This window comes from Agromyces solani (assembly GCF_058349925.1).
This window is the reverse complement of sequence record NZ_JBYRER010000001.1, coordinates 1,021,264-1,044,497: the sequence shown is the minus strand read 5'-3', so window position 1 is coordinate 1,044,497 and position 23,234 is coordinate 1,021,264. Positions and strand designations below refer to the sequence as shown.

The following is a 23,234-nucleotide window of genomic DNA, read 5'->3' as shown; positions in this document are numbered from 1 at the left end:
GCGTGAGTGGAGCGCGTCGTTACTGCTCGACGCCGACGGTGGAGAGGTCGATGCTGCCGAAGAAGTAGCCGACCTGGGCGTTGCGGATGTCCGATCCGACGACGCTGTTCGTGAACGTGCGGATCAGCGGCACGATCGGGTAGCTCTCCATCGCCTCGTTGTAGAGCTCCGACCAGGCGGTGTTGATCTCCTCGGAGGTGCCGTTCGTGTCGCGCAGTTCGTACATCTTCTGCGCGATCTCGGGGTCGTGGAACCGCGAGATGTTGCTGAAGCCGTAGGTCGTGCCGTCGAGGCTCGGCCCGATGTTCGGGTCGACCGTCGTGCGGGTCGAGCCCGAGGCCGCGCCGCCGCACCAGCCGGCGCGCGCGATGTCGGGCATCTCGTCGCTCGCGAGCACCGTGTAGTAGTTCGCAGCCGGGATCGCGGTCATCTGCAGGTCGATGCCGAGTTCCTTGAAGTTCTGCTGCAGCACCGTGCCGAGGTTCTTGTACCGGTCGGTCGCGTTCGAGTACCCGTAGGTGAGCGTCGCGGGCACGTCCTCGCCCTCGAGCAGCGCCTTGGCCTCGTCGAGCTTCGCGGCACCTGCCGGGTCGAGGTCGGTCGTCTCCTCGACGTAGCCGACCTGGCTGTCGTTCAGGTACGAGTTCGTGATCTTGCCGAAGCGGGCGCCGCCGTACTGCACCTGGATCGCGGCACGGTCGATGGCGAGCGCGAGCGCCTTGCGCACGTCGGGGTCGGTGATCGTCTCGGTGTTGAAGTTGAGCACGTCGGTGCAGCCGAGGATGCCGGCGGCGGTGCGCTCGGCGATGCCGGCCTCGGTCAGGCGCGAGGTGTCGGACGCCTGCAGCGCGCCGTTCGAGTCGAGCGTGATCGCGGTCGGGTCGGTGTCGGCGAGCAGCTGCTGGCTGATCGTCGCCTGCGCCGTCGAGAGCGAGAAGGTGAACGTGTCGGGCAGCGCCGTGCGGTTCTCGTCGGTCGCCGGGTCCCACTCGGGGTTGCGCACGAGCTTGAGCTCGCGACCCCGGTCGTAGCTCTCGATCATGTACGGGCCCGACGAGATCGGGTGGTTCGTGTAGTCGAGCTTCGTGTCCTTCGCCTCGGGCACGGGCGCGGTGTTCGACCGCGAGACGAGCGCCGGGAAGTCGGGGTTCGGCTGCTTGAGGTGGAAGACGATCGTCTGCTCGTCGGGCGTCTCGACCGCGGTGAGCTCGCCGCCCGCGTACGGGCCCGTGTAGTCGTCGGAGTCGAGGGCCGAGTTGAGCTCCTGCGGCGCCTGCGTGTAGACGTCGCGGGCGTAGGTGCGCTCGATGCCGTACTTGACGTCGGCCGAGGTGATCGGCGTGCCGTCCTCGTACTCGAGGCCGTCCTTGAGCGTGTAGGTCCAGGTGAGGCCGTCCTCGGAGACGGTGCCCGTGTCGGTGGCCATGTCGGCGACGATGGCCGGCGGCTGGCCCGCGGTCTCCTTCGCCATGGTGAGCGTGCGGTAGTACAGCTGGCCGACGTTGGCGGTCTGCACGTAGTTGCTGTTGCCCGGGTCGAGCGTCATGAAGTCGCTCGACATGAGCACGTTGACGTTGCCGCCGGGCTCGGTGAAGCCGGGCTCGACGATTCGTGCGGCATACGGGTCGTTGCTGCCGGCCGAGGGCTGGCTGCCGGGGTCGCCTCCGGCGGTGCAACCGGTGACGGCGAGCGCCACGGCCATCGTGGCCGCGACGATCAGTGAACTGCGGAACTTCATGACTCTCCTTGCGTGGGTGGTGCGGTGTGGACGGGAAGACGGGATGCGTCGAGGCCGAGGCCTCAGTCGCGCGAGGCCTTGGGGTCGAGCGCGTCGCGGACGGCGTCGCCGAGCAGGTTGAACGCGAGCACGGTGATGACGAGCGCGGTCCCCGGGACGATGAGGAACCACGGGTCGCTGAGGTACCAGTTGCCCGCTTGGGCGGCGTTGAGCATCTGGCCCCACGAGGGCGTCGGGTCCTTGACGCCGACGCCGAGGAACGAGAGCGCGGCCTCGGCCGAGATGTTCGCGGGGATCAGCATGGTCGCGTAGACGAGCACGACGCCGAGCACGTTCGGGATGACCTGCTTGAAGATGATCGAGCGGTACGACGCGCCGTACGAGCGGGCGGCTTCGATGTACTCCTGCTCGCGGATGCTGAGCACCTGGCCTCGCACGACGCGAGCGAGGTACGCCCACCCGAAGAATCCGAGGATGAGCACGAGCGAGGCGATCGGCACGAAGCTGCCGGTGCCGAGCGGGGTGTCGCGCAGTCGCGAGGCGAGGATCGGCGTGAGCGACAGCACGAGCAGCAGGTGCGGGAAGGCGAGGAAGAGGTCGATGGTGCGACTGATGATCATGTCGACCTTGCCGCCGAAGAAGCCGGCGGCAGCGCCGAGCACGGTCCCGAGCACGACCGAGACGAGCGTCGAGAGCAGGGCGATGACGAGTGAGACCTGGGCGCCGTAGGCGAGCCGGGCGAACAGGTCGCGTCCGAGACCCGGTTCGACGCCGAGCCAGTGCTCGGCGGAGGGGAACATGTAGCCCGGCAGCGGAAGGCCCGGGGTCATGAAGTTGTCGAGCACATCGGGGCCGGTGCGGGTCGTGAACGGATCCTGCCCCTCGATCGCGACGAGCACGGGGGCGAGCACGGCGAAGAGCACGATCGCCACGACGACGCCGAACGACGCGAGCGCCACCGGGCTCCGCTTGATGCGCAGCCACGCGGTGCCGAGGAGGCTCCGCCCCGTCGCGATCTCGGCCTTCGGCTCGCCGTCGCGCGGCGCATCGATGGTCGGGGCGGCGACGGGCGCCTGCCGTTCGCTGCTGTCGGGGCCCGCGGTCGGGGTCGCCACCTGCATATCCGTCACGATCGTCCTTGAAGGGTCGGGGTTCGGTCGGGCAAAACTGTATACCAAATCTCGCGAATCGCAAGCCCGGTGGAATATCACGTTGCACCACCCGGGCATCTTTCAACCCCAGCGAGCGATGAATCCCCGGTTCAGGTGACATTTCCGGCTGGATGCCTCCAGCCTGACGGAATGCGTCGACTTGAGGCATCCGTCACGACTCGGTAGTTTTTGGATACCAAACGTTCACATTCCTGCGAAAGGAACCCCGTGCGCACGCTGATCACCGCCGATCACCTGCTCGCCTTCGACGGCACGAGCCACGTCGAGATCCGCGACGGCGCCGTCGTGACCGACGGCGACCGCATCGTCTACGCCGGCACCGCCGCCGGCGCGCGCGAGCTCCAGGTCGACGAGCGCATCGAGCTCGGCGAGAGCCTGCTCATGCCGGGGCTCATCGACCTCGACGCGCTGACCGACATCGACCACCTCATCCTCGACTCGTGGTCGAGCGGCGAGGACGGACCGCGACTCCAGTGGTCGAGCGAGTACTTCGACCGCCGCGCGCACGTGTTCACCGAGGCCGAGCGCCGCCGCATCCGCGAGATCGCCCTCGTGCAGCTCGCGCTGCACGGCATCACGAGCTACATGCCCATCGCCTCCGAGGTGCACTCGGCCTGGGCGGAGTCGGCCGACGACTTCCTCGCGATGGCGGAGTTCTCGAGCCGGATCGGAATGCGCGGCTTCCTCGGGCCGTCGTACCGGTCGGGCGTGCCCGTCGTCGACGAGACGGGTGCCCGCGACATCCGGTTCGTCGAGGAGGAGGGCCGAGCGGGCCTGGCCGATGCGATCCGATTCGTCGACCGCATCCGCGAGCTCGACGACCCGCTGCTGACCGGCGTGTTCCTGCCCTGCCGCATCGAGACCCTCTCCCCCGAACTGATGGAGGCCACGGCCGCCGCCGCGCACGAGCGCGACGCCCTCGTGCGCATCCACGCCCTGCAGGGCGAGTTCGAGCGCGAGTACGTCATCGCCCGATACGGGCACACCCCGCTCGACCACCTCGAAGCGCACGGCCTGCTGCACGACCGCGTGATCGTGCCGCACGGCGTCGTGGTCGACGTGAACCCGCACGTGCACGGCGAGGACCGCGGCGACCTCGCGCGGCTCGTGGCGGCCGGCGTCTCGATCGTCCACTGCGCGCTCACGAACGCCCGCTACGGCGCCGAGCTCTGGGACTTCGCGCGCTATCGCGACGCGGGCGTCAACTTCGCGCTCGGCACCGACTCGTTCCCGCCCGACCTCATCCGCGGCATCGACACGGGCGTGTCGGCGGCGAAGGTGCAGCACGGCGACCTCTCGAAGGGGGACATCGCCGCCTACGTCGATGCGGCGACCCTCGGCGGCGCCCGTGCGCTGCACCGCCCCGACCTCGGGCGCATCGAGGCCGGCGCGACCGCCGACCTCACGGCCTTCCGCCTCGACGACGTGCGCATGGGACCGGTCGAGGACCCGATCCGAACGCTCGTGCTCAACGGCACCGCGCGCGACGCCTGCCTCACGATGGTCGGCGGCCGGGTCGTCATGCGCGACGGGCGCCTGCCGGGGGTCGACCTCGACGCCGTGCGCGCCGACACGAAGGTCCTGTTCGCGAAGCTCCGGGCCGGCTACACGGACCGCGACGGGCGGCACGGTTCGGCCGACGAACTCTTCCCGCCCGTCTTCCCGGTCGCCGGCTGACGCCGGCGACCAGACCGTCGCCGCCTCGAGGCACAGAGCCGGGAACCCTCATGAATCAGCGCACCGAGGAAGCCCTCGCCGACGGGGTCTATCGCGCCCTCCTGCGCGCGATCATCGCCGGCGACCCCCGGCCGGGCACGCGCCTCATCGAGCGGGAGCTCTCGGAGCGCTACGCGGTGTCGCGGGTGCCCGTGCGGCAGGCGCTGCAGCGGCTCGAGTCGGAGGGCTTCGTCGTCACGGAACCGCGGCGCGGCGCCGTCGTGCGCCTCGTCACCCGCGCCGACCTCGAGGAGCTCTTCGACGCGCGACTCTGCATCGAACCGTTCGCGACCCGGCAGGCCGCTCGGCGCATCCAGGAGGGCGTCGCCTCGCCGGAGCGGCTCGCCGAGCTCCTCGAGCGGTCGCAGGACCGCTTCTCGGCGGGCGACGAGTCGGCCGGCATCTCGGCGAACCTGCGCATCCACGCCGAAATCGTGCGGCTCTCGGGCAACGGACTGCTCGTGCGGAGTCTCGAACCGATGCTCGGACGGATGGAGTGGGTCTTCCGGCTCACGCACGAGGCCCGCGACGAAGCGCAGGCGCACGAGCACGAACGGCTCTTCGACGCGCTCGTGAGGGGCAACGCCGAGCTGGCGGCGTCGCAGGCGTACGCGCACATCGAACTCGGGCGAGCGCCGATCCTGGCGGCGCTCGCCGATGTGCTCGCCGCCTGAGGCCGACCTGGGGTGATGTCGGTGGGTGCTGAGAGGATCTCACCATGGAGATCACGGCACTGCGGCAGACTCGCGAGTTGCACGTCGGCGACACGCTCGTGAGCTCCGCCGACCGAGCCTACGAGGTGACGAAGATCAGTCGCGTCGGTCGCGGCATCCGTGTGCAGTACCTGACACCCGACGGGCGGCCGGGTCGGTTCACGGCGGCTCCCGAGGCGGTCAGCCGGGTCCGTGTCGGCGGCTCGACGCTGGCGGCGTGAGCCGTCAGCCGCTCCCGGCGTTCCGATCGGGCGCGCAGGCGCCCTATGATCGCGTCGTGGATCCCATCACCGCCCGTGCCGCGCTCCGGCTCGCACCTTCGACCGTCGTGACGCCCGAGCTCGTCGAGGCCGCATACCGCGACGCCGCAGAGGAGCGCCTTCCGGCGCGCTACGCCGACGCCGCCGACCGGGCGGCGGCCGAGGCCTGGGCCGGTGCGCTCGCAACGGCGCGGGCCGTGCTCATCGCCGAGGCGACGGGCCGCTGGCCGGCGGCGCCGGCCGCGACACCGCCCGCCCGGCGACGCATGGGCGCCGGGGGCATCGTGGCGATCTCCGTTGCCGCGACGCTCGTCGTGGCGGGCGTCGGCGCGGCCGCGGGCTTCGCGGCGGCGTCGCTCTCCCGCCAGTCGAACGCCGGCGCATCGTCCGCGTCGGGCGCCGACCCCGCGGAGAGCGAGGCCGACCAGCCGCCGGTTGAGTACCTCAGCGCGGACGAGACCGGGTTCAGCTTCCCGGCGGCGGTCGAGGCGTACTTCGACGGACGCTACGACGACGAGTGCCCGACCGAGTTCGAACTCGGCTGCTGGCAGACGGCGATCATCACCGACACCGACTGCGACGCCCTCGAGGTCGAACTGGCCTTCTCCTCCTCGGAGGACGGCGGGGCCGAACGCACCGAACGCCGAACGCTCGGCAGCGTCGTTCGCGGGCTTCCCGAACCGGTGGTCTTCGGCGACGACGACCACGAGTACGGCTGGATCAACGACGTCGTCTGCGTCACCACCGAGAGCTGACGCGGCGCGCCGGCCCTGCTCAGCCGAGCGTGATGCCCCGCTGGCGCATGAACGGCACGGGATCGATCTGCACGCCCGACTGGTAGACCTCGAAATGCAGGTGGCAGCCGGTCGCCGCCCCGGTCGCGCCCGACCAGCCGATCTGCTGACCCGCGCGCACGAGCTGACCGGCTTTGACGAGCACGCCGCCGTTCGCGAGGTGCGCGTACCCGGTGTCGATGCCCTTCCCGTGCGCGATCTTCACGAAGTTGCCGTAGGTGCCGACCCAGGCCGACGTGCTCACGCGACCCCCTGAGGCCGCGTAGACGGGCGCGTTGCACCCGGTGCCGAGATCGACCCCGCGGTGGAAGGACTGCGTGCACCCGCTCGGGGTGCAGATCGGGTCGCGCGGGCCGAAGACGTCGGTGATGCGCCCGGAGGCCGGCTTCGCCCAGATGATCGGGCACGGCGTGTTCGCGGCGACCTGCTCGCCGACGACGCCCGTGCCGCCGATGATCACGCGGGTGGGCGGCGACAGCTGGTTGAGCGCGACCCAGACGGGGTGCGGGATGCAGGTGCCCATGGTGAGGTAGAGCGGGTCGCCCATCGCCCCGGCGAGCGTCGCCCCGGCGAGCGCGTCGGCGAAATCGGCGCCGGTGGCGAGGAACGCATTCCGTCCGAGCGCCGGGTCGACGCCGAACACCGCCTCGTTGATCGCGGCGGCCGTGAGGTACCGGTCGAGGCCGTCGTGGCGCTTCGCGGCGAATCCGTTCGAGACCAGCTGCTTCGCGATCGACGCGCTGACCGCCCCGGTGCCCCCGGCGATGCGCACCGTGCCCACCCGAAGGGTCCGCAGCGTCGTGATCGTCGAGGCGCGCAGGCTCGCCGCCGATCCGTCGACGAGCAGCACTGGTGCGCCGATCGCACCGGCGGCCGCCGACGCGGCGAGCGCATCGGGGAACGTCCGGCCGGTCGCGACGAACGCCTGGGTGGCACTGCCGAAGGCGTCGGCGACGAGCCGCTCACCGGTCTCGTACCGGTCGCGGCCGCTGATGCGTTCGATGGCCGGCGTCAGCGAGGAGAGCTGCCGGAAGACCGCGGCGCCGACGGCGGTCTCGCCTCCGGCCACGATGATGCGCTGCGGGGCGAGCCGTTCGATCTCGGCCCGGACCACGTCCGGAAGGACGGTCGCCCGGGTCAGCAGCAGCGGCCCGCCGCGGTGGGCCGCTGCGGCCGCAGAGCTCAGCGCATCGGGGAAGTCGGCGCCCGTCGCGATGTAGAGCACGGGCACGCCGGGTGCGAACCGCTTCGACACGGCGACCGCGGTCGCGTAGCGATCCGGCCCGGCGAGCCGCTGCACACCGGTCGGGAACGGCTCGATCTCGGTCGCCTCGGCGACGGAGAACCGGGGGGATGCCTCGGCGTCGGCATCCGGCGTCGACGGAGTCTTCGTCGCCGGCACCTCGGTGGCCGGCGCCTCGGTGGCGGGCGGCTCCGTCGCCGGCGGCTCCGTCGCCGGCGGCTCGGTCGCCGGCGTGGTCGGCTCCGCGGTCTCCGGGGCGGGCGAGGGCTCGCCGGTCGGTTCGGGCCCGGCCGGCGGCTCCGAGGGGTCGGGCGACGACGCCGCGACCGGCTCTTCCGGCGTCAGCGGCGACAGCCCGCTCGCTGCGACGGCGGGAGACATCCCGCCGAACCCCATGACCGCGGCGACCGCGAGTGCGATCGCTCCATTTCGTGCGACGCGCATGCGACGTCTCCTCCCCCGTGGCGAAGACGTCGAGATGCGACGGCGTCCCCCGACCGACGTTCGCACTTCGCAGTCTACGAGGCGGGCCGGGCCGGTGGAAGCGCGCGAGCTAGTCGGCCGCCTTCAGCGGGAGCGACTCGCCGTCCGTCTGGCACGTCGGGCAGTACTGCGCCGTCGTGCTCGCGAAGCTGAAGTCGCGAACGGTGTCGCCACAGACCGGGCAGGCCTCACCGGCCCTCCCGTGCACGCGCATCGCGGCGACCTTCTCGGCCTTGAGCCGGTCGATCGGCACGCCGCGCCGATCACTGATCGCGTCGTTCACGACGCCGACCGTCGTCGCGTACAACCGGTCGAGCGCGCTCGGGTCGAGCGCTGCGGCGTGCCCCACCGGCGAGAGCTTCGCCGCGTGCAGGATCTCGTCGGAGTAGGCGTTGCCGATGCCGGCGAGCGACTCCTGCTCCTGCAGCAGCGCCTTCACCTGCTTGCGTCGCCCCGCGACCGCGGCGTCGAAGTCGGCCCGCGTGAACGCCGGGTCGGCCGGATCCGGTCCGAGCTTCGCGACGGCCGGGACCGCGATGGGGTCGTCGACGACCCAGAGCCCGAGCGAGACCCAGTCGCCCGCGTCGGTGAACTCGACGGCGGTGCCGTCGTCGAACTCGACGATCGCGAGCGTGGGCGGCCGGTCGTCGCCGGAGGCATCCGCCGGTTCGTCGGAGCCGTAGCGCGCCCAGCCGTGGCGGCCGAGTGAGACGACCAGGTGACCCGTGCCGACCGCGAAGTCGAGCAGCTTGCCGCGCCGCGACACCCCCTCGACCCGCTCGCCGACGAGCGAGGTGGGCGGCGTCGTGCGCGTCTTGACCGTGCGGAACTCGACGACGTCGACCGCCGTGATCTCGTGACCGCTCAATCGCTCGTCGAGTTCATCGGCGAGCGCCTGCACCTCGGGCGACTCGGGCATGCCCCCAGCCTCGCACGATGACGGGCGGCCCCGGAAGGGCCGCCCGTCATCGTGGCCGTCACTCGGTCGAGAAGTCGAGCTCCGAGTCCGCCACCGCGATCATCGACCAGGTGCCGCCCTCGGCGTCGGTGAACTCGTAGGCCGGCACGACGAGCACGCTGCCGTCGGGCTGCCACTGGCTCGCGAGCCCGAGGCGCGCGTCGACGATCTCGACCTCGTGCACGGGCCACGAGACCGCTGCCCCCTCGGCGGGCGTCGCCGGCGGCTCGGTCGGCGGGGTGTAGACCTCGGGCATGTCCGCTGCATCGCCCTCCATCGCGGCGTACGGCATCACCGTCGTCTGCGCGCCGAACCGCGGGTCGGAGAGCCGGTCGAACGCCTCCTGCTCGCTCACGATCGCATAGGCGCCGAGCGCGACGATCGGCGCGAGCGATCCGCTCGCACTGTAGGTGCCCTGCTGGGTCACTTCGATCGACCATGCCTGGTCGAGCCGCTGGCCGTCGACGACGGGCCACGCCTGCGCCGAGCGGGTGAAGGCGCCCTCGTAGTTGTTGTCGGTCGTGTACTCGAACGCCCCGGGGTCGCGACCGGTCGAGGCGATGAGTGAACGGAGCGCATCGACGGCGGCGGCATCGCCGGGCAGCTCGGGCACGGGCGGCTCGCAGACCACGTCCGGCTCCGCGCCCTCCGCGTACAGCTTGTTGCACTCCGCCCACGGGTCGAGCGCGGGGTCCATGAACCAGAAGCTCAGGGTCCCGTCGAGGCCGACGGAGACCGATGGGGCGCTGCCGTCCTGCGGGCCGACGACCCAGGAGCCGTCCTTGAGCTCGGGGGTGCCCTGCACGCCGAGCGCCGCGGCGAGCGCGGCCACCGTCTCCGCGTTCGATGCGGATCGCGGGTCGTATCCGTACCCGGCGGCCGAGCCGCCCTCGGTCGAGAGGCCCGAGGAGCTGAAGACGTTGCGGCCGTACCCGAAGCCGTAGGGGTACGACATGTCAGTCGACACCTTGGAGTCCGCCGCACCGCCCATGGCGGGCGCCTGCCCGGTCACCGACTGGTCGGCGGGACCGCTCGATTCGCTCTCGCCGGCGCCTGAGCCCTGCAGCGAGATCGGCGGCGCGGCCGGCCCCGCGACCATGGAGGTGCCGTTGAGGCCGGCACCGGCGGCGTATCCCGCCCCGCCGACGATCGCGAGCGACGCGGCGACGGCCGCGATCGCGATCCAGCGCGGACGGCGGCGGGCCCGTTCGGCGGTCAGGTCGGCCACGGGTGCGCCTTCGGCGGCGGGGGTCGCCTCGCCGACCGGCCCCGCTCCGGCGCCGGTCGTGTCGACGGCGGCTGCGATCACGTCGTCGGCGAAGCCGTCGCGCGGTTCGACGTCGGCCGCCGGGTCGGCCGCGCGCAGCAGCGCCACGGGGTCGGATGCCTCGTCGACGGGCATCTCGTGCGCGAGGTCGTCTCCGGGCACTCGCTCGCCGTCAGCCGTGCGCTCGTCTCCGGGGTCGTGCTCGCGGGGCCCGTTCGGGTCGCGTTCGCGGTCGTCGTTCATGTCGATCAGCCTCCGTGGTGGGTACACATCGGATATGTCTCGGCCCGGCCGTACCTTGCAGGGCGATCACCGGGCGGCCCGATCGGGGCTCGGGTCAGAAGGTCAGCCGCTCGCCCCACGCGTCCCGGAGCCGCTTGCGAGCACGCGAGAGCGCGGCATCCGCCCCGGAGCGCGAGATGCCGAGCACCTGCGCGAGCCGCTCCCCGTCGAGGCCCTCCCAGGCGTGCAGCAGCAGGATGCGCCGATCGCGCTCCCCCACGCTTTCGAGCGCGCCGCGCAGCTCGGCGTCGAAGAGGGCGCTGAGCTCGGGATCGTCGGCGACCCGGGCGACGCCCGCCTCGGGCACCTCGTCGACCGGGAGGTCGACGTGCTTGCGCCGGTGGTTCGCGAGGGTGAAGCCCGCCGTGCGGTAGAGCCACGGGAGCTCCGCGTCGCGGGGGACATCGGCTCGACGCCGCCACGCGGTCGCGAAGACCTCGGCGGCGAGGTCCTCCGCGTCCTGGCGGGGCCCTCGGCGGGCGAAGTAGCGGACGAGCGCGGTCGAGTGCTCGCGCACGAGCCCGGTGAACCAGGCCGCGTCACGCGCGGCATCGTCGGGGGTCGCGGGCGGATCGGTGCTCGCAGGCATCGCCACCCCCTCGGTCGTCTCGGCGGCGACGGCGGCATCGGCATTCCTCACACCATGTCTGTGTCGCCCGTGCCGCGAGTCTTGCACGGCGATGCGGTCGATGTCTCGGTTCAGGCCTCGGCGACCCGCCCCGCTTCGACGTGCCAGCGCCGGTCGAGGTTCACGTGCTCGAGCATGCGGCGATCATGGGTCACGAGCAGCAGCGTGCCCTCGTAGCCCTCGAGCGCCTGCTCGAGCTGCTCGATCGCCGGCAGGTCGAGGTGGTTCGTCGGCTCGTCGAGCACGAGCACGTTGACGCCCCGCGCCTGCAGCAGCGCCATGCCCGCGCGCGTGCGCTCGCCGGGCGAGAGGTCGTCGACGGGTCGCAGCACGTGATCGGCCTTGAGGCCGAACTTCGCGAGCAGGGTGCGCACCTCGCCCGAGCTGAGCTCGGGCACGAGCGCCTCGAACGCGTCGGCGAGCGGCATGGTGCCGGCCAGCTGCGAACGGGCCTGGTCGATCTCGCCGATCGCCACCGACGAACCGAGGCTCGCACGCCCGCCCTCGGGGGCGATTCGGCCGAGCAGCAGCCCGAGCAGGGTCGACTTGCCGGCGCCGTTCGGCCCGGTGATGCCGATGCGGTCACCGGCGGTGACCTGCAGCGACACCGGCCCGAGCGTGAAGTCGCCGCGAGCGACCGTCGCCGCGTCGAGCGTCGCGACGACCGACGACGAGCGCGGCGCCTGCCCGATCGTGAACTCGAGCTTCCACTCCTTGCGCGGCTCCTCGACCTCCTCGAGGCGGGCGATGCGGCTCTCCATCTGGCGCACCTTCTGCGCCTGCTTCTCGCTCGACTCCATCGACGCCTTGCGGCGGATCTTGTCGTTGTCGGGCGACTTCTTCATGGCGTTGCGCACGCCCTGGCTCGACCATTCGCGCTGCACGCGGGCGCGGGCGACGAGGTCGGCCTTCTTCGCGGCGAACTCCTCGTAGTCCTCGCGAGCGTGCCGGCGCACGGTCTCGCGCTCCTCGAGGTAGGCGTCGTAGCCACCGCCGTAGACCCGGTTCGAGTGCTGGGCGAGGTCGAGCTCGAGCACCTTCGTGACGGTGCGGGCGAGGAACTCGCGGTCGTGGCTCACGAGCACGACCCCGCCGCGGAGCCCGGCGACGAACGCCTCGAGCCGGGCGAGCCCGTCGAGGTCGAGGTCGTTGGTCGGCTCGTCGAGCAGCACGACGTCGAACCGCGAGCAGATGAGCGCGGCGAGCCCGACGCGGGCGGCCTGCCCGCCCGAGAGCCCGGTCATGAGCGAGTCGGCGGTGACCGCGTGACCGTCGGGCGCACCCTCGCCGTCGCCGACCGCGAGCCCGAGCTCGGCGAGCACCGCGGGCAGCCGCTCCTCGAGGTCGGCCGCCCCCGAGGCGAGCCAGCGTTCGAGCGCGATCGAGTACTCGTCGGCGGGGTCGACGCCGGCGGGCGGCTCCGGCAGCGCCAGGAGCGCTGCCGCGGCATCCAGGCGGGCGGATGCCTCGGCGCAGCCCGTGCGGCGGGCGACGTACTGCGCGATCGTCTCCCCCTCGACCCGCTCGTGCTCCTGCGGCAGCCAGCCGACGAACGCGTCGGACGGCGCGAGCGACACGGTTCCGGCGAGGGGCGCGATCGCCCCGCCGAGGATGCCGAGGAGCGTCGACTTGCCGGCCCCGTTCGCCCCGACGACTCCGACGACGTCGCCCGGTGCGACCGTGAGGTCGAGATCGTCGAAGAGGGTGCGGTGGGCGTACCCGCCGGCGAGGCCCTGGGCCACGAGTGTTGCAGTCACCGGACCACCCTAGTCAGCCGAGTCGGCCCCGCCCGCATACCGCAACGGACATATTCGATCGCATACGTTTGCGGGATGCTCCGACGACTCGTCTCCCGCGTCTACTGGGCCCTGAGTCGCTGGACCCTCAGGAGCGAGCCCGCGCCCGCCCGGCCCACCGTGCTGGTCGGCGCACCGCACACGTCGAACTGGGACTTCGTGCTCATGCTCGGCATCGCCTGGCGGCTCGGCATCGACGTGCGCTGGCTCGGGAAGAAGAGCCTGTTCGCGGGTTGGCGCGGCCCGATCATGCGCGGGCTCGGCGGCATCCCGGTCGATCGCGCCGACCCGAGTCGCGTGGTCGGCGAGGTCGTCGCGCGCGTGAGGGCCGGCGAGGTCTTCGGGCTCGTCGTCACGCCCGACGGCACCCGCGGCGCGCACGAGTACTGGAAGTCGGGCTTCTACCGCATCGCCCGCGAGACCGGCATGCCCGTCACGCTCGGCTACGTCGACCGCACGACCATGACGACGGGTCTCGGCCCGACGATCGACCTGACGGGGGATGTCGCGGCCGACATGGACCGCATCCGCGCGTTCTACGCCGACAAGTCGGGCGTGCGCCCGAAGCTTCGCGTCGAACCGCGTCTCCGTGAGGAGGCGGCGCGCGGTTAGGCGCGCGGTCGCGCTCGCCACTCGTCGGCGAGCAGCCCGAGGATGACCTCGTCGGCGTGTTCGTCGACGACCCACGCCGACGAGCGCAGCACGCCCTCGCGCACGAAGCCGTTGTGCTCGGCGGCGCGCAGCATCGCGTGGTTGTCGGCGAGCGTCTCGATCTGCAACCGGCGCATGCCGCGGTACGCGAAGCCGTACGTGCAGAGGGTCGCCACGACGTCGGTGCCGTAGCCCCTGCCGTGCGTCGACGGCAGCGGGCCGAGCCCGATGTGCGTGACGGCTATCGCTTTCCGCGCCGCCTGTGTATCGTTTCTCGATAGGTGTCTACCGAATATCGATAGGAATCGCATGCAACGGCCCACCATCCTCGTGCTGAAGGCACTCATCGCCGTGATGATCGTGCTCATCCTCGCCTGCCAGTTGTTCCTCGTGCCGCAGACGGCGCACAGCATGGCGACCCGGTACCCGGAGTTCGCGGCGCTCGAGTTCCCGGGCATCGTGATCGCCGAGCTGTTCCTGCTCTGCATCCAGGTCGTCAACGTCTGCGTGTGGCGACTCCTGTCGATGGTCGGCCGGAGGAACATCTTCAGCACCGACGCGTTCCGGTGGGTCGACGTGATCCTCGGCGCGATCATCGCCGCGACCCTGCTCATCGGCGTCTCGTTCGTGCTGCTGTTCACGGCCGGCGTCGCGAACCCCTCGGTGCAGCTGCTCTGCGCGCTCGGCTTCGTCATCGGCGCCGGACTCTCGTTCCTCGTCATCGTCATGCGCGGGCTGCTCCGCAACGCGGCGCAACTGCAGCAGGACCTCTCCGAGGTCGTCTGATGCCCATCGTCATCGACCTCGACGTCCAGCTCGCGAAGCGCAAGATGTCGGTCGCCGATCTCGCCGCGGCGATCGACATCACACCCGTGAACGTGTCGGTGCTGAAGAACGGCCGCGCGAAAGCCGTGCGATTCTCGACCCTCGACGCGATCTGCCGCGTGCTCCAGTGCCAGCCCGGCGACATCCTGCGCTGGGTGCCCGATGACGTGGATGCCTCGACCGGCGCGGAGTCGGAGGTCTCGGCATGACTCGACCCGCCATCTCGACCGCGCGCGGATGGAGCGACGCCACGATCGCGTACCTGCTCGATGCGACCGCCTGCCCGGTCTGCGTGCGCGATCGCCTCCGCGACGGGAGATGCCCGAGCTGCGGAGCGGCCGTCGACGCCGGGCTCGCGCAGGCGCTCGCGATCGCCTCCCGGCACGCGGCCGACGCGATCCGGGGGCGGCAGGCGGTCGTCGACCGCGTTCCGTTCGCGCCCGCGACGAGTCCGGAGACCGGTCCCGGGAATGCCGGGGCCGTGGTGGCACCGGCTGCCGGGCCGGAGGCATCCGGCCGCCCGGCGCGGCCTTCGGTCGCCCGCGCGCCGATCGCCGCGGCCGCATCCCGCCCCGAGTCGAGCGCGACCGTGCAGTCGGTACTCGCCGTCGCCGGCGCGGGGCTCCTCGCGGTCGCGGCCGTCGTCTTCACGTTCTTCAACCCGGACCTCACCGACCACGGCGTGCGCAGCGCGATCATCGCGGCGACGACGCTGACCTTCCTGGCCGGAGCCTGGTGGCTCGCCCGCCGAGGCCTTCGCTTCTCCGCCGAGTCGGTCGGCGGGCTCGCGCTCGTGTTCGGCGCGCTCGACGTCGCCTCGATCGTCGGGCTCACGTCGGACCCGGCGAGTGCGTGGTTCGCCACCGCCGTCGCCCTGCTCGTGGGCGGGGCCGCGATCACGTGGCTCGGCCTCCTCGCGCGGGTGCGGATCTGGGTGTGGGCCGGCCTCGTCGGGCTCACCGCAGTCCCGGCGTCGTTCGGTTACTCGGGCGGGACCGCCGGCACCGCGCTCGTCGGCCACCTCGCCACGGCCTTCGCCGCGTTCGGCCTCATCGGCTTCGCCCGACGGGTCGGCGCACGGTTCGGCGGCCTCGTCGCGGAGGAGGTCGCGCTCACGGTCGTGCAGGTCGCCGCCGTCCCCCTCACGCTCGTGATGCTCCCGTTCGTGGGCGCCGATACGAACGCGAGCCGGTGGCTCATCGTCGCCGGAGTGCTCGCCGGCCTCTCGGTACTCGGCGTGCTCTCGTCGCGCCATCCGGCGCGATGGTTCTGGAGCGCGCTCGCGGGATTCACCGGCGTCGCCGCCGTCGGCGTGCTGCCGTTCGCGGCCGGCGCCGGTGACGAGTCGCCGATCTTCTGGGCGCTCGCCGTACTCGTCGCCGGTGCGAACGTCGGGCTCGTCGCGGCGTGGCTGCTCGCCCCGACGCTCGCCCGGGTGAGGCCGCGGGCGTTCGGCGGCGGCGCCCTCGCCGCTGCCGCGGCAGCCGTGACCGGCCCCGCGACCATCGCGCTCGCGACCGTGCTCACCACCCTCGTCGACGCGGTCTCGCCCGTGCCGCTCAGTGTGTCGCTCGCGGTGTCCGACGAGGTCATCGCGGTCGCCTGCGCCTGCGCCGCGGCGGCGATCGGTCTCGGCACGATCGCACTGATCTCGGCCGGTCGGCGCGGCGGGGCGGAACAGGGCGATGCGCCCGCCCGGCAGCTCGCCGTCGATGGAGGGTTCGGCGCGTCGGCGGCCGCGCTGGGCGTGCTCGCGTGGCTGCTCGTGGCCTGCGCGCCCGCTTTCGCGCTCGTGTCGCGCGTCGCGATCGCGCTGGCGCTCGCGCTCGTGGTCGCGGGGGCCGTCCGGATCTTCGCCGTGCTTCGCCCGCGCACGTTCGTGGGCGGCACACTCGTCGCCGGGGCCCACCTCGCCGTGCTGTTCGCCGCGCTGCTCGCTGGCACCGACCCCTCGACGCAGCCCTGGGCCGGATTCGCCGTGCTCGTCGTGCTCACGGCGATCGCACGCATCATGCCGGCGAAGGCGCGGTTCGCCTACGTCGGCATCGGCTTCGCCTATGCACTGACCGTGGTCGCCACCGTGCTCGGCACGACGGCGCTCGCGGGCATCGCGCAGTGGTGCCTCACGACGGCCGTGGGCCTCCTCGCCGCGATCGTCGCGACGTTCCTGCCCCGCGTCGGCGCACGCGAGTGGTGGGCGATACTCGCGGTGGCCGCGGTGCCGTTCGGCATCGGCATCGTGCAGGTCGTCTTCGAGCGCAGCGGCTGGACCGCACTCTCGACCGGCCTCATGCTGCTCCTGTCGGCAGCACTCGTGATGACCCGCCGACCGGGCCTCGGGCTCGGGCTCCGCACCGCGGCGGCGGCGCTGCTCGTCCCGAGCGCCGCAGTCGTCGTCGTCTGCCTCGGCGCCGAGCTGCTCGCGGGCAGCGCCTCGCCCGTCGTGCTCCCCGTGATCGCGGCACTCGTCGCAGCGGTGCTGCCCATGACCGAGGCGGTCGAGCACGCGCTCGCCCGGCACGGGCTCGGCCCCGCGGCATCCCGCGCCGTTCGTACCGCGATCGAGTGGTCGGCACTCGCGACCGGGGCGATCGGGGTCGCACTCTCCCTCGTCCGGGTGGCGACCGGGCTCGAGACGACGCTCGTCGTGCTCGTGGTGCTCGGCGTCGGCACCGCCGCCATGGCCGTCGTGCAGCGGCGGCAGCTCGGCTGGTGGCTCGCAGCGGCGAGCTTCACGGGCGCACTGTGGTGCTTCTGGGGTCTCCTCGGCGTCGATGCCGTCGAGGCGTACCTCGTACCGCCCGGGGTGGCGGCGGCGTTCGTCGGCGCGGTGCTCGTCGCCCGCGGTGCGCGCGGGCTCGCCCTCGTCGCGACGGGACTGCTCGTCGCCGTCGTCCCCTCGCTGCTGGCGCTCGCCATCGCGGCGCTCCCGCCCGTCGAGGGCGGCGCCGCGGCCCGTACCGCCGACCTGCGCGGTTGGGCGCTCATCACCTCGGCGTGGCTGCTCGTCGTGATCGGGCACGTCATCGGGCGGGGCGGCTCGGCGCGCGCCGTACGCCTGCGAACGCTCCGGCCCGCCGTGCGCGCGACCGCGATCGTCGCGGCCGCAGCCGCGGCAGCGCAGGGCGCTCGTCTCGGCTTCGACGGAATGCCCGGGTCTCCGCTCGCCGGCATCCCGCTCGTGGTCCTGTGCGCCGGCGTCGGACTCCTCGGCGCGACGGCCGCCACGACGGCGGCCCACGGCATCATCGCGGGTGCGGCGGGCAGTTCCGGACTCGCCCGCTCGCGATGGCTGACCGCCCCGGCGCTCGCCTACGTCGCGTTCGCGTCGTGGCCGGCGATCCGCGCCGAATGGCCCGAGATCTGGTCGATGTGGGTGCTCATGCTCGTCATGCTCGGGGTCATGGTGGTCGCGGCCGCCCGATCGCTCGCCGGCCGCACGAATCTGCCGCTGGTGTGGTTCGTCTTCCTACTCGCGTTCGTCACCGGGGTGGTCGCGTGGAGTCCGCGCGAGCTGCGGGTGGAGTGGTTCTCGGTGCCGCTCGGGATGTCGCTGCTCGTGGCGGGGGTGCTGGCGCTGCGTCGCACCACTGCCGGCGATGGCCTGCGCGAGGCGCCCGGCGGTGTCCGCTCGCTCGCATCCCGCTCGACCACGTGGCCGGCCGGCTCGCGCGGATCGTGGGCGCTCGTCGCGCCCGGGCTCGTCGTGCTGCTCTCCGCGTCGATCACGGCGACCTTCACCGACCCGCAGACGTGGCGAGCGATTCTCGTCATCCTGCTCGCGCTCGCCGCGATCCTCGTCGGTTCCGCCCTCAAGCTCGCGGCGCCGTTCCTCATCGGCATCATCGTGCTGCCGGTCGAGAACATCGTGGTGTTCGCCGTGCAGATCGGTCGCGGCATCGAGTCGATGCCGTGGTGGATCACGCTCGCCGTCGTCGGAGCCGTGCTGCTCATCATCGCCGTCACGACCGAGCGTCGTGCCGACGCCGACCAGGGCATCGTCGCACGGCTGGGCGACCTCACCTGACGCGCCGAGGGCGCTGGGCGCCCGACCGCGTCGAGGGTCTCAGCGCCGCCGCGCGATGATCGCGCCGTACGGGCGGTGCCCGGGGTCGGTCCGAGTGTGCGTCTCGACGACGTCGAAGCCGGCCGCGTCGAGCGCTGCGGCCATCTCGGGCACCGGCCAGAACCAGGCGGTGACGACGGCATGATCGAACGGCTCCAGGCGCGGGCCCTCGAAGAATCCGAGCAGCAGGGTTCCGCCGGGTCGGATGCCTCGAGCGAACTCCTCGAGGATCGCGGGCACCCCCTCTGGGTCGGTGTGGATGATCGAATACCACGCGAGGATGCCGCCGAGCGAGGCATCCTCGACCGGAAGGGACGTCAGTTCGCCGAAGCGGAACTCGATGCCGGGGAACCGGCGGGCGGCGCCGTCGACGAACGCGGGAACCAGATCGAGTCCGAAGACGTCGGCCCCGCGGTCGTGCAGGAACCGGGTCCAGTGGCCCGGGCCGCAGCCCGCGTCGACGGCCGGCCCGTCGAGCGTCGCGGCCCATCGCGCGATCAGGTCGAGATCCTGCGGGGCCATGTCGTCGACCGAGCCCAGGAGCTCGGTGTACTCGCCGGCTCGCGCCGCGTAGCGATCGCGCACCGTTTCGATTCCCATGCGACCTCCTCCGTCCGAACGTACCGGCCGACGCAGACATCGGCACCGGGCACAACCCCTTGTCGGCCGAGCCCGCCGACTCGTTGAATGATGCTGTCGCCAGAAGGGTGGGAGCCTCTCATGGATACGAACATCTGGATCTGGATCATCGTCGGCATCATCGTCGTCGCGATCATCGTCGCCGTCGTGGTGTGGGCGAACTCGCGGCGTCTGGCGCAGGCCAGGGCCGACGCCGATCGTCGCCGCGCGGCGAAGCTGCGGGAGAAGGCCGAGGAGACGGCGCGCGACGCTCGCGAGCAGGCCGCCGCCGCCTCGCAGGCGGAGGCCGATCGGCTCGCCGCCCAGGCGAGCGCCGCCGAGGCGGAGGCGTCGGCCGAGCGAGCCCGGCTCGAGGCAGAGCGACTCGAACACGAGGGAACGGATCGTGCCGAACGCGCGGCCGAGCTCCAGGAGAAGGCCGACGCCCAAGCCCGGAAGGCGGCCGACGTCGATCCCGACGCGTCGGCGGAAGCCGCTCGCGGGCGGTATGCGGGACGGGACACGGGCGTCGACGACGACGACCGGGTCGCTGTAGAGGATGACCGGGTCGGCGCGCGCGCCGGCGATCCGACCGCGGCGGACGCGGACGAGCGCCCCGCGGACCCGGCGGACGCGGACGCGCGCCGCGGCGCGGCTCCTCGGCCCGACGGCACCGCGGTCTGACGCGAGCGGGCTCAGCCCGTCCAGTCGCGCCGCAGCAAGCCGTACACCCAGGTATCGGACACGTCGCCGTTGACGATGCAGTCTTCGCGCAACGTCCCCTCGCGCTCGAAGCCGAGCTTCTCCAGCACTCGCGCCGACGCCGTGTTGCGGGTGTCGGTCTCGGACTGGATCCGGTTGACGTCGAGCGTTTGGAATGCCCACCCGAGCAGGGCGCGTGCCGACTCCGTCGCATAGCCGTGCCCCCAGGCCGACTGCACGAAGCAGTATCCGAGGGAGGCGCTCTTGAAGTCGGGATTCCAGCTGTTGAACGTGGCCCAGCCGACGAAGACCCCGTCGGCCTTCCGCTCGATCGCCACCCGCGCACCGGTGCCCTCGTCCGCCATCCGTCGGCATCCGGCCATGAACCGCTCGATCGACGCCCGGTCGGTCCACGGCGGCGAGTCCCAGTAGCGCAGCACGTGCGCATCGCTGTTCACCGCGTAGAGGTCGTCGGCGTCGGCATCGGCGAACGGCCGCAGCCGCAGTCGGTCGGTCTCCAGCGTCGGGGTCGGAAGCGTCACCCGGTCATCGTCGCACGATCGGAGCCGACCGAGGCGAGGAACGCACGCACGCGATCGGTGAGCAGCGCCGCCGCCTCGGGGTCGTACGCCTCGAGCGAGGAGTCGGCGAAGAGGTGCTGGTCGCCCGGATAGACGAACAGTTCGGCATCGCTCGTCGAGGCGACGAGCTCGCGCGCGGCGGGCAGGTCCTCGTCGAAGAACTCGTCACCCTCCTTGCCGTGGATCTGCACCGGGACCCCGTCGGGCCAGACTCCCCCGAACTCCTCGACCGGGATGCAGGAGTACATGAGGATCGCCCCACGCGCTCCCGGCCGGGTCTGGGCGAGTCGCTGGGCGATCGTCACGCCGAACGAGAATCCGGCGTACACGAGCTCGGGCCCGAGCTCGTCGGCGGCGGCCGCTCCGCGCTCGCGGATCGTGTCGAACCCCGTTTCGCGGGCGAACGCGAACCCCTCCTCGATGCTGCCGAACGTGCGGCCGCCGAACAGGTCGGGCGTGTGCACCGTGTGGCCGGCCTGCCGCAGGTCGTCGGCGAAGGCGCGCACGCCGTCGGTCAGGCCCTGGATGTGGTGGTACAGCAGCACTTCGGCCATGTCACCGACGTCCTTCCTCAAATGATCGAATGTTCTGGTTCATTCGAGAATGCTAGTCTGTTCGGTCATGGCGGACAACCCTCCGGACTACGAGCTCGCCGATCGGATCGCGCTGACCGAGCCGGCGCAGGTGCGGGCGATCGGACACCCGCTCCGCACGACGATCCTGCAGCTCCTCCACGAGCGGGCCGCGACCGTCACCGAGCTCGCTGCGGCCGTCGGTCGGCCCAAGAGCACGGTCGCGCACCACGTCGAGGTGCTCGCCGCCAACGGCCTGCTCCGCGTCGTGCGAACACGCAGGGTGCGGGCGATCGAGGAGCGCTTCTACGGGCGCACCGCCCGCATGTTCTACGTCGCGGCGGAGCGATCGTCGGCCGGTGCCGACCCGACGGGCGACTTCAACGACTTCGAGGTCGCCGCGCGCGAGTCGGCGGCGGCGTTCGAAGCGGGACGTCTCTGGGGCTTCATCAGGCATGCACGCATCTCGGAGGACCAGGCCTCCGAGTTCTGGCGCCGCATGGCCGAACTGGTCGACGAGTTCGACCGGCTGCCGCGGTCGGGCGAGACCGTCTACGGATTCGCGATCGGGGTCTACCCCACCGACTATCCGGCGTTGCCCGCCACTGAGTGAGGGCTGCGGGCCGGCGCCGTCGGCACCCGGTCAGACCTTCTTGACGACGCTCGATTTCAGCTGCAGCTGCCCGAAACCGTCGACCTTGCCGTCGAGGTCGTGGTCGCCGACCCCGTCGATGAGCCGGATGCCGCGGACCTTCGTGCCGACCTTGATGGTGCCCGATGCGCCCTTGACCTTGAGGTCCTTGACCACGGTGACGGTGTCGCCGTCGGAGAGCACGTTGCCGACGGCGTCCGTGATCACCCGACCGTCGGAGCCGGCCGCGGCAGGGTCGTCCTCACAGTCGCTCGGCGCCCACTCGTGCCCGCACATCGGGCACACGAGCAGCGCACCCGATTCGTACGTGTACTCGCTCGCACATTCGGGGCACGGGGGCAGCGTCGACTCGCTCATACGTTGAAGCGGAACTCCACGACGTCGCCGTCCTGCATGACGTAGTCCTTGCCCTCCATGCGGGCCTTGCCCTTCGCGCGGGCCTCGGCGACCGAGCCGGTCTCGACGAGGTCGGCGAACGAGATGACCTCGGCCTTGATGAAGCCGCGCTCGAAGTCGGTGTGGATGACGCCGGCGGCCTGCGGGGCCTTGTCGCCCTTGCGGATCGTCCACGCGCGCGACTCCTTGGGGCCGGCGGTGAGGTAGGTCTGGAGGCCGAGGGTGTCGAAGCCGACGCGCGCGAGCTGGTCGAGGCCCGATTCGTCCTGGCCCGTCGAGGCGAGCAGCTCGGCCGCCTCCTCGGGGTCGAGGTCGATGAGCTCCGACTCGATCTTCGCGTCGAGGAACACGGCCTCGGCGGGCGCGACGAGCTCGGCCAGCGCCGCCTTCTTCGCCGCGTCGGTCAGCACCTCCTCGTCGACGTTGAAGACGTAGATGAAGGGCTTGGCCGTGAGCAGGCCGAGCTCCTTGATGGGCGCGAGGTCGACCTTCGAGGCCGACAGCGGGGTGCCGGTCTGCAGCACCTCCTGCGCCTCCTTCGCGGCGGCGAGCACCGAGGGGTCGAGCTTCTTGCCCTTGACCTCCTTCTCGTATCGCGTGATGGCGCGCTCGAGGGTCTCGAGGTCGGCGAGGATGAGCTCGGTGTTGATCGTCTCCATGTCGGCCTTGGGGTCGACGGCGCCGTCGACGTGCACGACGTCGGAGTCGCTGAACCCGCGCACGACCTGCGCGATCGCGTCGGCCTCGCGGATGTTCGCGAGGAACTTGTTGCCGAGCCCCTCTCCCTCGGACGCACCGCGCACGATGCCGGCGATGTCGACGAACGACACGGCCGCGGGCAGGATGCGCTCGGAGCCGAAGATCGAGGCGAGCTGCTCGAGGCGCGGGTCGGGCAGGTTCACCACGCCGACGTTGGGCTCGATCGTCGCGAACGGGTAGTTCGCCGCGAGCACCTGGTTCTTGGTGAGGGCGTTGAAGAGGGTCGACTTGCCGACGTTCGGGAGACCGACGATTCCGATGGTGAGTGCCACGGGGGTCTATCGTACCGGTCTCACGCTGACCGGTTGATGTGGCGGATGCCTCGCGGAAGCGCTTGCTCGCGACATCCGTAAGTGGTAACT

Annotated in this window: 23 protein-coding genes; 10 read left to right on the top strand and 13 right to left on the bottom strand. The window is 71.9% G+C overall.

The features are described 5' to 3' along the window. Window positions 1-19: 19 nt before the first annotated feature. Window positions 20-1,738, bottom strand: coding sequence for an ABC transporter substrate-binding protein (locus tag AC3RJ7_RS04885; RefSeq protein WP_491454694.1), 1,719 nt, complete (start codon window positions 1,736-1,738; stop codon window positions 20-22). Between the two features lie 62 nt (window positions 1,739-1,800). Beyond that, window positions 1,801-2,853, bottom strand: a complete 1,053-nt coding sequence (locus tag AC3RJ7_RS04880) for an ABC transporter permease (protein ID WP_491454693.1) — start codon at window positions 2,851-2,853, stop codon at window positions 1,801-1,803. A 264-nt stretch (window positions 2,854-3,117) separates the two neighbouring features. On the opposite strand from AC3RJ7_RS04880, the gene AC3RJ7_RS04875 reads away from it, so the two are divergent. The 4 genes from AC3RJ7_RS04875 to AC3RJ7_RS04860 are packed head-to-tail and all read left to right on the top strand — an operon-like array spanning window position 3,118 to window position 6,354. Beyond that, window positions 3,118-4,587 (top strand): chlorohydrolase family protein, encoded by a 1,470-nt coding sequence (locus tag AC3RJ7_RS04875; protein WP_491454692.1) that lies wholly within the window; start codon window positions 3,118-3,120, stop codon window positions 4,585-4,587. Window positions 4,588-4,637: 50 nt separating this feature from the next. Further along, complete coding sequence (locus tag AC3RJ7_RS04870) at window positions 4,638-5,300, top strand: GntR family transcriptional regulator (RefSeq protein WP_491454691.1); 663 nt, start codon at window positions 4,638-4,640, stop codon at window positions 5,298-5,300. Between the two features lie 44 nt (window positions 5,301-5,344). Further along, window positions 5,345-5,560: a hypothetical protein gene (locus tag AC3RJ7_RS04865; RefSeq protein WP_491454690.1), complete on the top strand. Its 216-nt coding sequence runs from the start codon at window positions 5,345-5,347 to the stop codon at window positions 5,558-5,560. Between the two features lie 56 nt (window positions 5,561-5,616). Further along, window positions 5,617-6,354 (top strand): hypothetical protein, encoded by a 738-nt coding sequence (locus AC3RJ7_RS04860; RefSeq protein ID WP_491454689.1) that lies wholly within the window; start codon window positions 5,617-5,619, stop codon window positions 6,352-6,354. A gap of 19 nt (window positions 6,355-6,373) precedes the next feature. Here the strand turns inward: AC3RJ7_RS04860 and AC3RJ7_RS04855 are convergent, their stop codons facing one another. The 5 genes from AC3RJ7_RS04855 to AC3RJ7_RS04835 form a co-directional block, all read right to left on the bottom strand. Then, entirely contained in the window at window positions 6,374-8,080 is a 1,707-nt protein-coding gene (locus tag AC3RJ7_RS04855; protein ID WP_491454688.1) for a cell wall-binding repeat-containing protein, read from the bottom strand. Between the two features lie 109 nt (window positions 8,081-8,189). Next, on the bottom strand, window positions 8,190-9,038 hold the full coding sequence (locus AC3RJ7_RS04850) for a DNA-formamidopyrimidine glycosylase family protein (RefSeq protein ID WP_491454687.1): 849 nt from the start codon (window positions 9,036-9,038) through the stop codon (window positions 8,190-8,192). Between the two features lie 58 nt (window positions 9,039-9,096). Next, window positions 9,097-10,587 carry a hypothetical protein gene (locus AC3RJ7_RS04845; RefSeq protein ID WP_491454686.1) on the bottom strand — a complete coding sequence of 497 codons (1,491 nt, stop codon included), beginning with the start codon at window positions 10,585-10,587 and terminating at the stop codon, window positions 9,097-9,099. A 94-nt stretch (window positions 10,588-10,681) separates the two neighbouring features. After that, window positions 10,682-11,215: an RNA polymerase sigma factor gene (locus AC3RJ7_RS04840; RefSeq protein ID WP_491454685.1), complete on the bottom strand. Its 534-nt coding sequence runs from the start codon at window positions 11,213-11,215 to the stop codon at window positions 10,682-10,684. 110 nt (window positions 11,216-11,325) lie between these two features. Beyond that, window positions 11,326-13,011: an ABC-F family ATP-binding cassette domain-containing protein gene (locus AC3RJ7_RS04835; protein ID WP_491454684.1), complete on the bottom strand. Its 1,686-nt coding sequence runs from the start codon at window positions 13,009-13,011 to the stop codon at window positions 11,326-11,328. A gap of 75 nt (window positions 13,012-13,086) precedes the next feature. Here AC3RJ7_RS04835 and AC3RJ7_RS04830 point away from each other — a divergent pair, with 75 nt between their 5' ends. Next, window positions 13,087-13,662 carry a 1-acyl-sn-glycerol-3-phosphate acyltransferase gene (locus AC3RJ7_RS04830; RefSeq protein ID WP_491454683.1) on the top strand — a complete coding sequence of 192 codons (576 nt, stop codon included), beginning with the start codon at window positions 13,087-13,089 and terminating at the stop codon, window positions 13,660-13,662. Here the strand turns inward: AC3RJ7_RS04830 and AC3RJ7_RS04825 are convergent. After that, the gene (locus tag AC3RJ7_RS04825) at window positions 13,659-14,012 is read right to left on the bottom strand and encodes a GNAT family N-acetyltransferase (protein ID WP_491455230.1); all 354 of its coding nucleotides are present in this window, start codon (window positions 14,010-14,012) and stop codon (window positions 13,659-13,661) included. The genes AC3RJ7_RS04830 and AC3RJ7_RS04825 overlap by 4 nt on opposite strands. Between AC3RJ7_RS04825 and AC3RJ7_RS04820 the strand changes: the two genes are divergently transcribed. The 3 genes from AC3RJ7_RS04820 to AC3RJ7_RS04810 are packed head-to-tail and all read left to right on the top strand — an operon-like array spanning window position 14,011 to window position 18,553. Continuing rightward, window positions 14,011-14,487, top strand: coding sequence for a DUF2975 domain-containing protein (locus AC3RJ7_RS04820; protein WP_491454682.1), 477 nt, complete (start codon window positions 14,011-14,013; stop codon window positions 14,485-14,487). The two genes, AC3RJ7_RS04825 and AC3RJ7_RS04820, sit on opposite strands and share 2 nt — an antisense overlap. Then, complete coding sequence (locus tag AC3RJ7_RS04815; RefSeq protein ID WP_491454681.1) at window positions 14,487-14,735, top strand: helix-turn-helix domain-containing protein; 249 nt, start codon at window positions 14,487-14,489, stop codon at window positions 14,733-14,735. The genes AC3RJ7_RS04820 and AC3RJ7_RS04815 overlap by 1 nt, the downstream gene beginning before the upstream one ends. Further along, window positions 14,732-18,553: an SCO7613 C-terminal domain-containing membrane protein gene (locus AC3RJ7_RS04810; RefSeq protein ID WP_491454680.1), complete on the top strand. Its 3,822-nt coding sequence runs from the start codon at window positions 14,732-14,734 to the stop codon at window positions 18,551-18,553. Before AC3RJ7_RS04815 ends, AC3RJ7_RS04810 begins: the two co-directional genes overlap by 4 nt. A gap of 39 nt (window positions 18,554-18,592) precedes the next feature. Here the strand turns inward: AC3RJ7_RS04810 and AC3RJ7_RS04805 are convergent, their stop codons facing one another. Further along, window positions 18,593-19,192, bottom strand: coding sequence for a class I SAM-dependent methyltransferase (locus tag AC3RJ7_RS04805; protein WP_491454679.1), 600 nt, complete (start codon window positions 19,190-19,192; stop codon window positions 18,593-18,595). Window positions 19,193-19,312: 120 nt separating this feature from the next. On the opposite strand from AC3RJ7_RS04805, the gene AC3RJ7_RS04800 reads away from it, so the two are divergent. Then, complete coding sequence (locus AC3RJ7_RS04800) at window positions 19,313-19,894, top strand: hypothetical protein (protein WP_491454678.1); 582 nt, start codon at window positions 19,313-19,315, stop codon at window positions 19,892-19,894. An 11-nt stretch (window positions 19,895-19,905) separates the two neighbouring features. Here AC3RJ7_RS04800 and AC3RJ7_RS04795 read toward each other — a convergent pair whose 3' ends face one another. Continuing rightward, a complete protein-coding gene (locus AC3RJ7_RS04795) occupies window positions 19,906-20,454 on the bottom strand; it encodes a GNAT family N-acetyltransferase (RefSeq protein WP_491454677.1) in 549 nt (182 codons plus the stop codon). Continuing rightward, on the bottom strand, window positions 20,451-21,047 hold the full coding sequence (locus tag AC3RJ7_RS04790; protein WP_491454676.1) for a dienelactone hydrolase family protein: 597 nt from the start codon (window positions 21,045-21,047) through the stop codon (window positions 20,451-20,453). The genes AC3RJ7_RS04795 and AC3RJ7_RS04790 overlap by 4 nt, the downstream gene beginning before the upstream one ends. Window positions 21,048-21,114: 67 nt before the next feature. Here AC3RJ7_RS04790 and AC3RJ7_RS04785 point away from each other — a divergent pair, with 67 nt between their 5' ends. Further along, window positions 21,115-21,678, top strand: coding sequence for an ArsR/SmtB family transcription factor (locus tag AC3RJ7_RS04785; protein WP_491454675.1), 564 nt, complete (start codon window positions 21,115-21,117; stop codon window positions 21,676-21,678). Between the two features lie 30 nt (window positions 21,679-21,708). Here the strand turns inward: AC3RJ7_RS04785 and AC3RJ7_RS04780 are convergent, their stop codons facing one another. Further along, window positions 21,709-22,074 carry a zinc ribbon domain-containing protein YjdM gene (locus tag AC3RJ7_RS04780; protein ID WP_491454674.1) on the bottom strand — a complete coding sequence of 122 codons (366 nt, stop codon included), beginning with the start codon at window positions 22,072-22,074 and terminating at the stop codon, window positions 21,709-21,711. Continuing rightward, window positions 22,071-23,144: a redox-regulated ATPase YchF gene (ychF, locus tag AC3RJ7_RS04775; RefSeq protein WP_491454673.1), complete on the bottom strand. Its 1,074-nt coding sequence runs from the start codon at window positions 23,142-23,144 to the stop codon at window positions 22,071-22,073. Before ychF ends, AC3RJ7_RS04780 begins: the two co-directional genes overlap by 4 nt. Window positions 23,145-23,234: the final 90 nt, after the last annotated feature.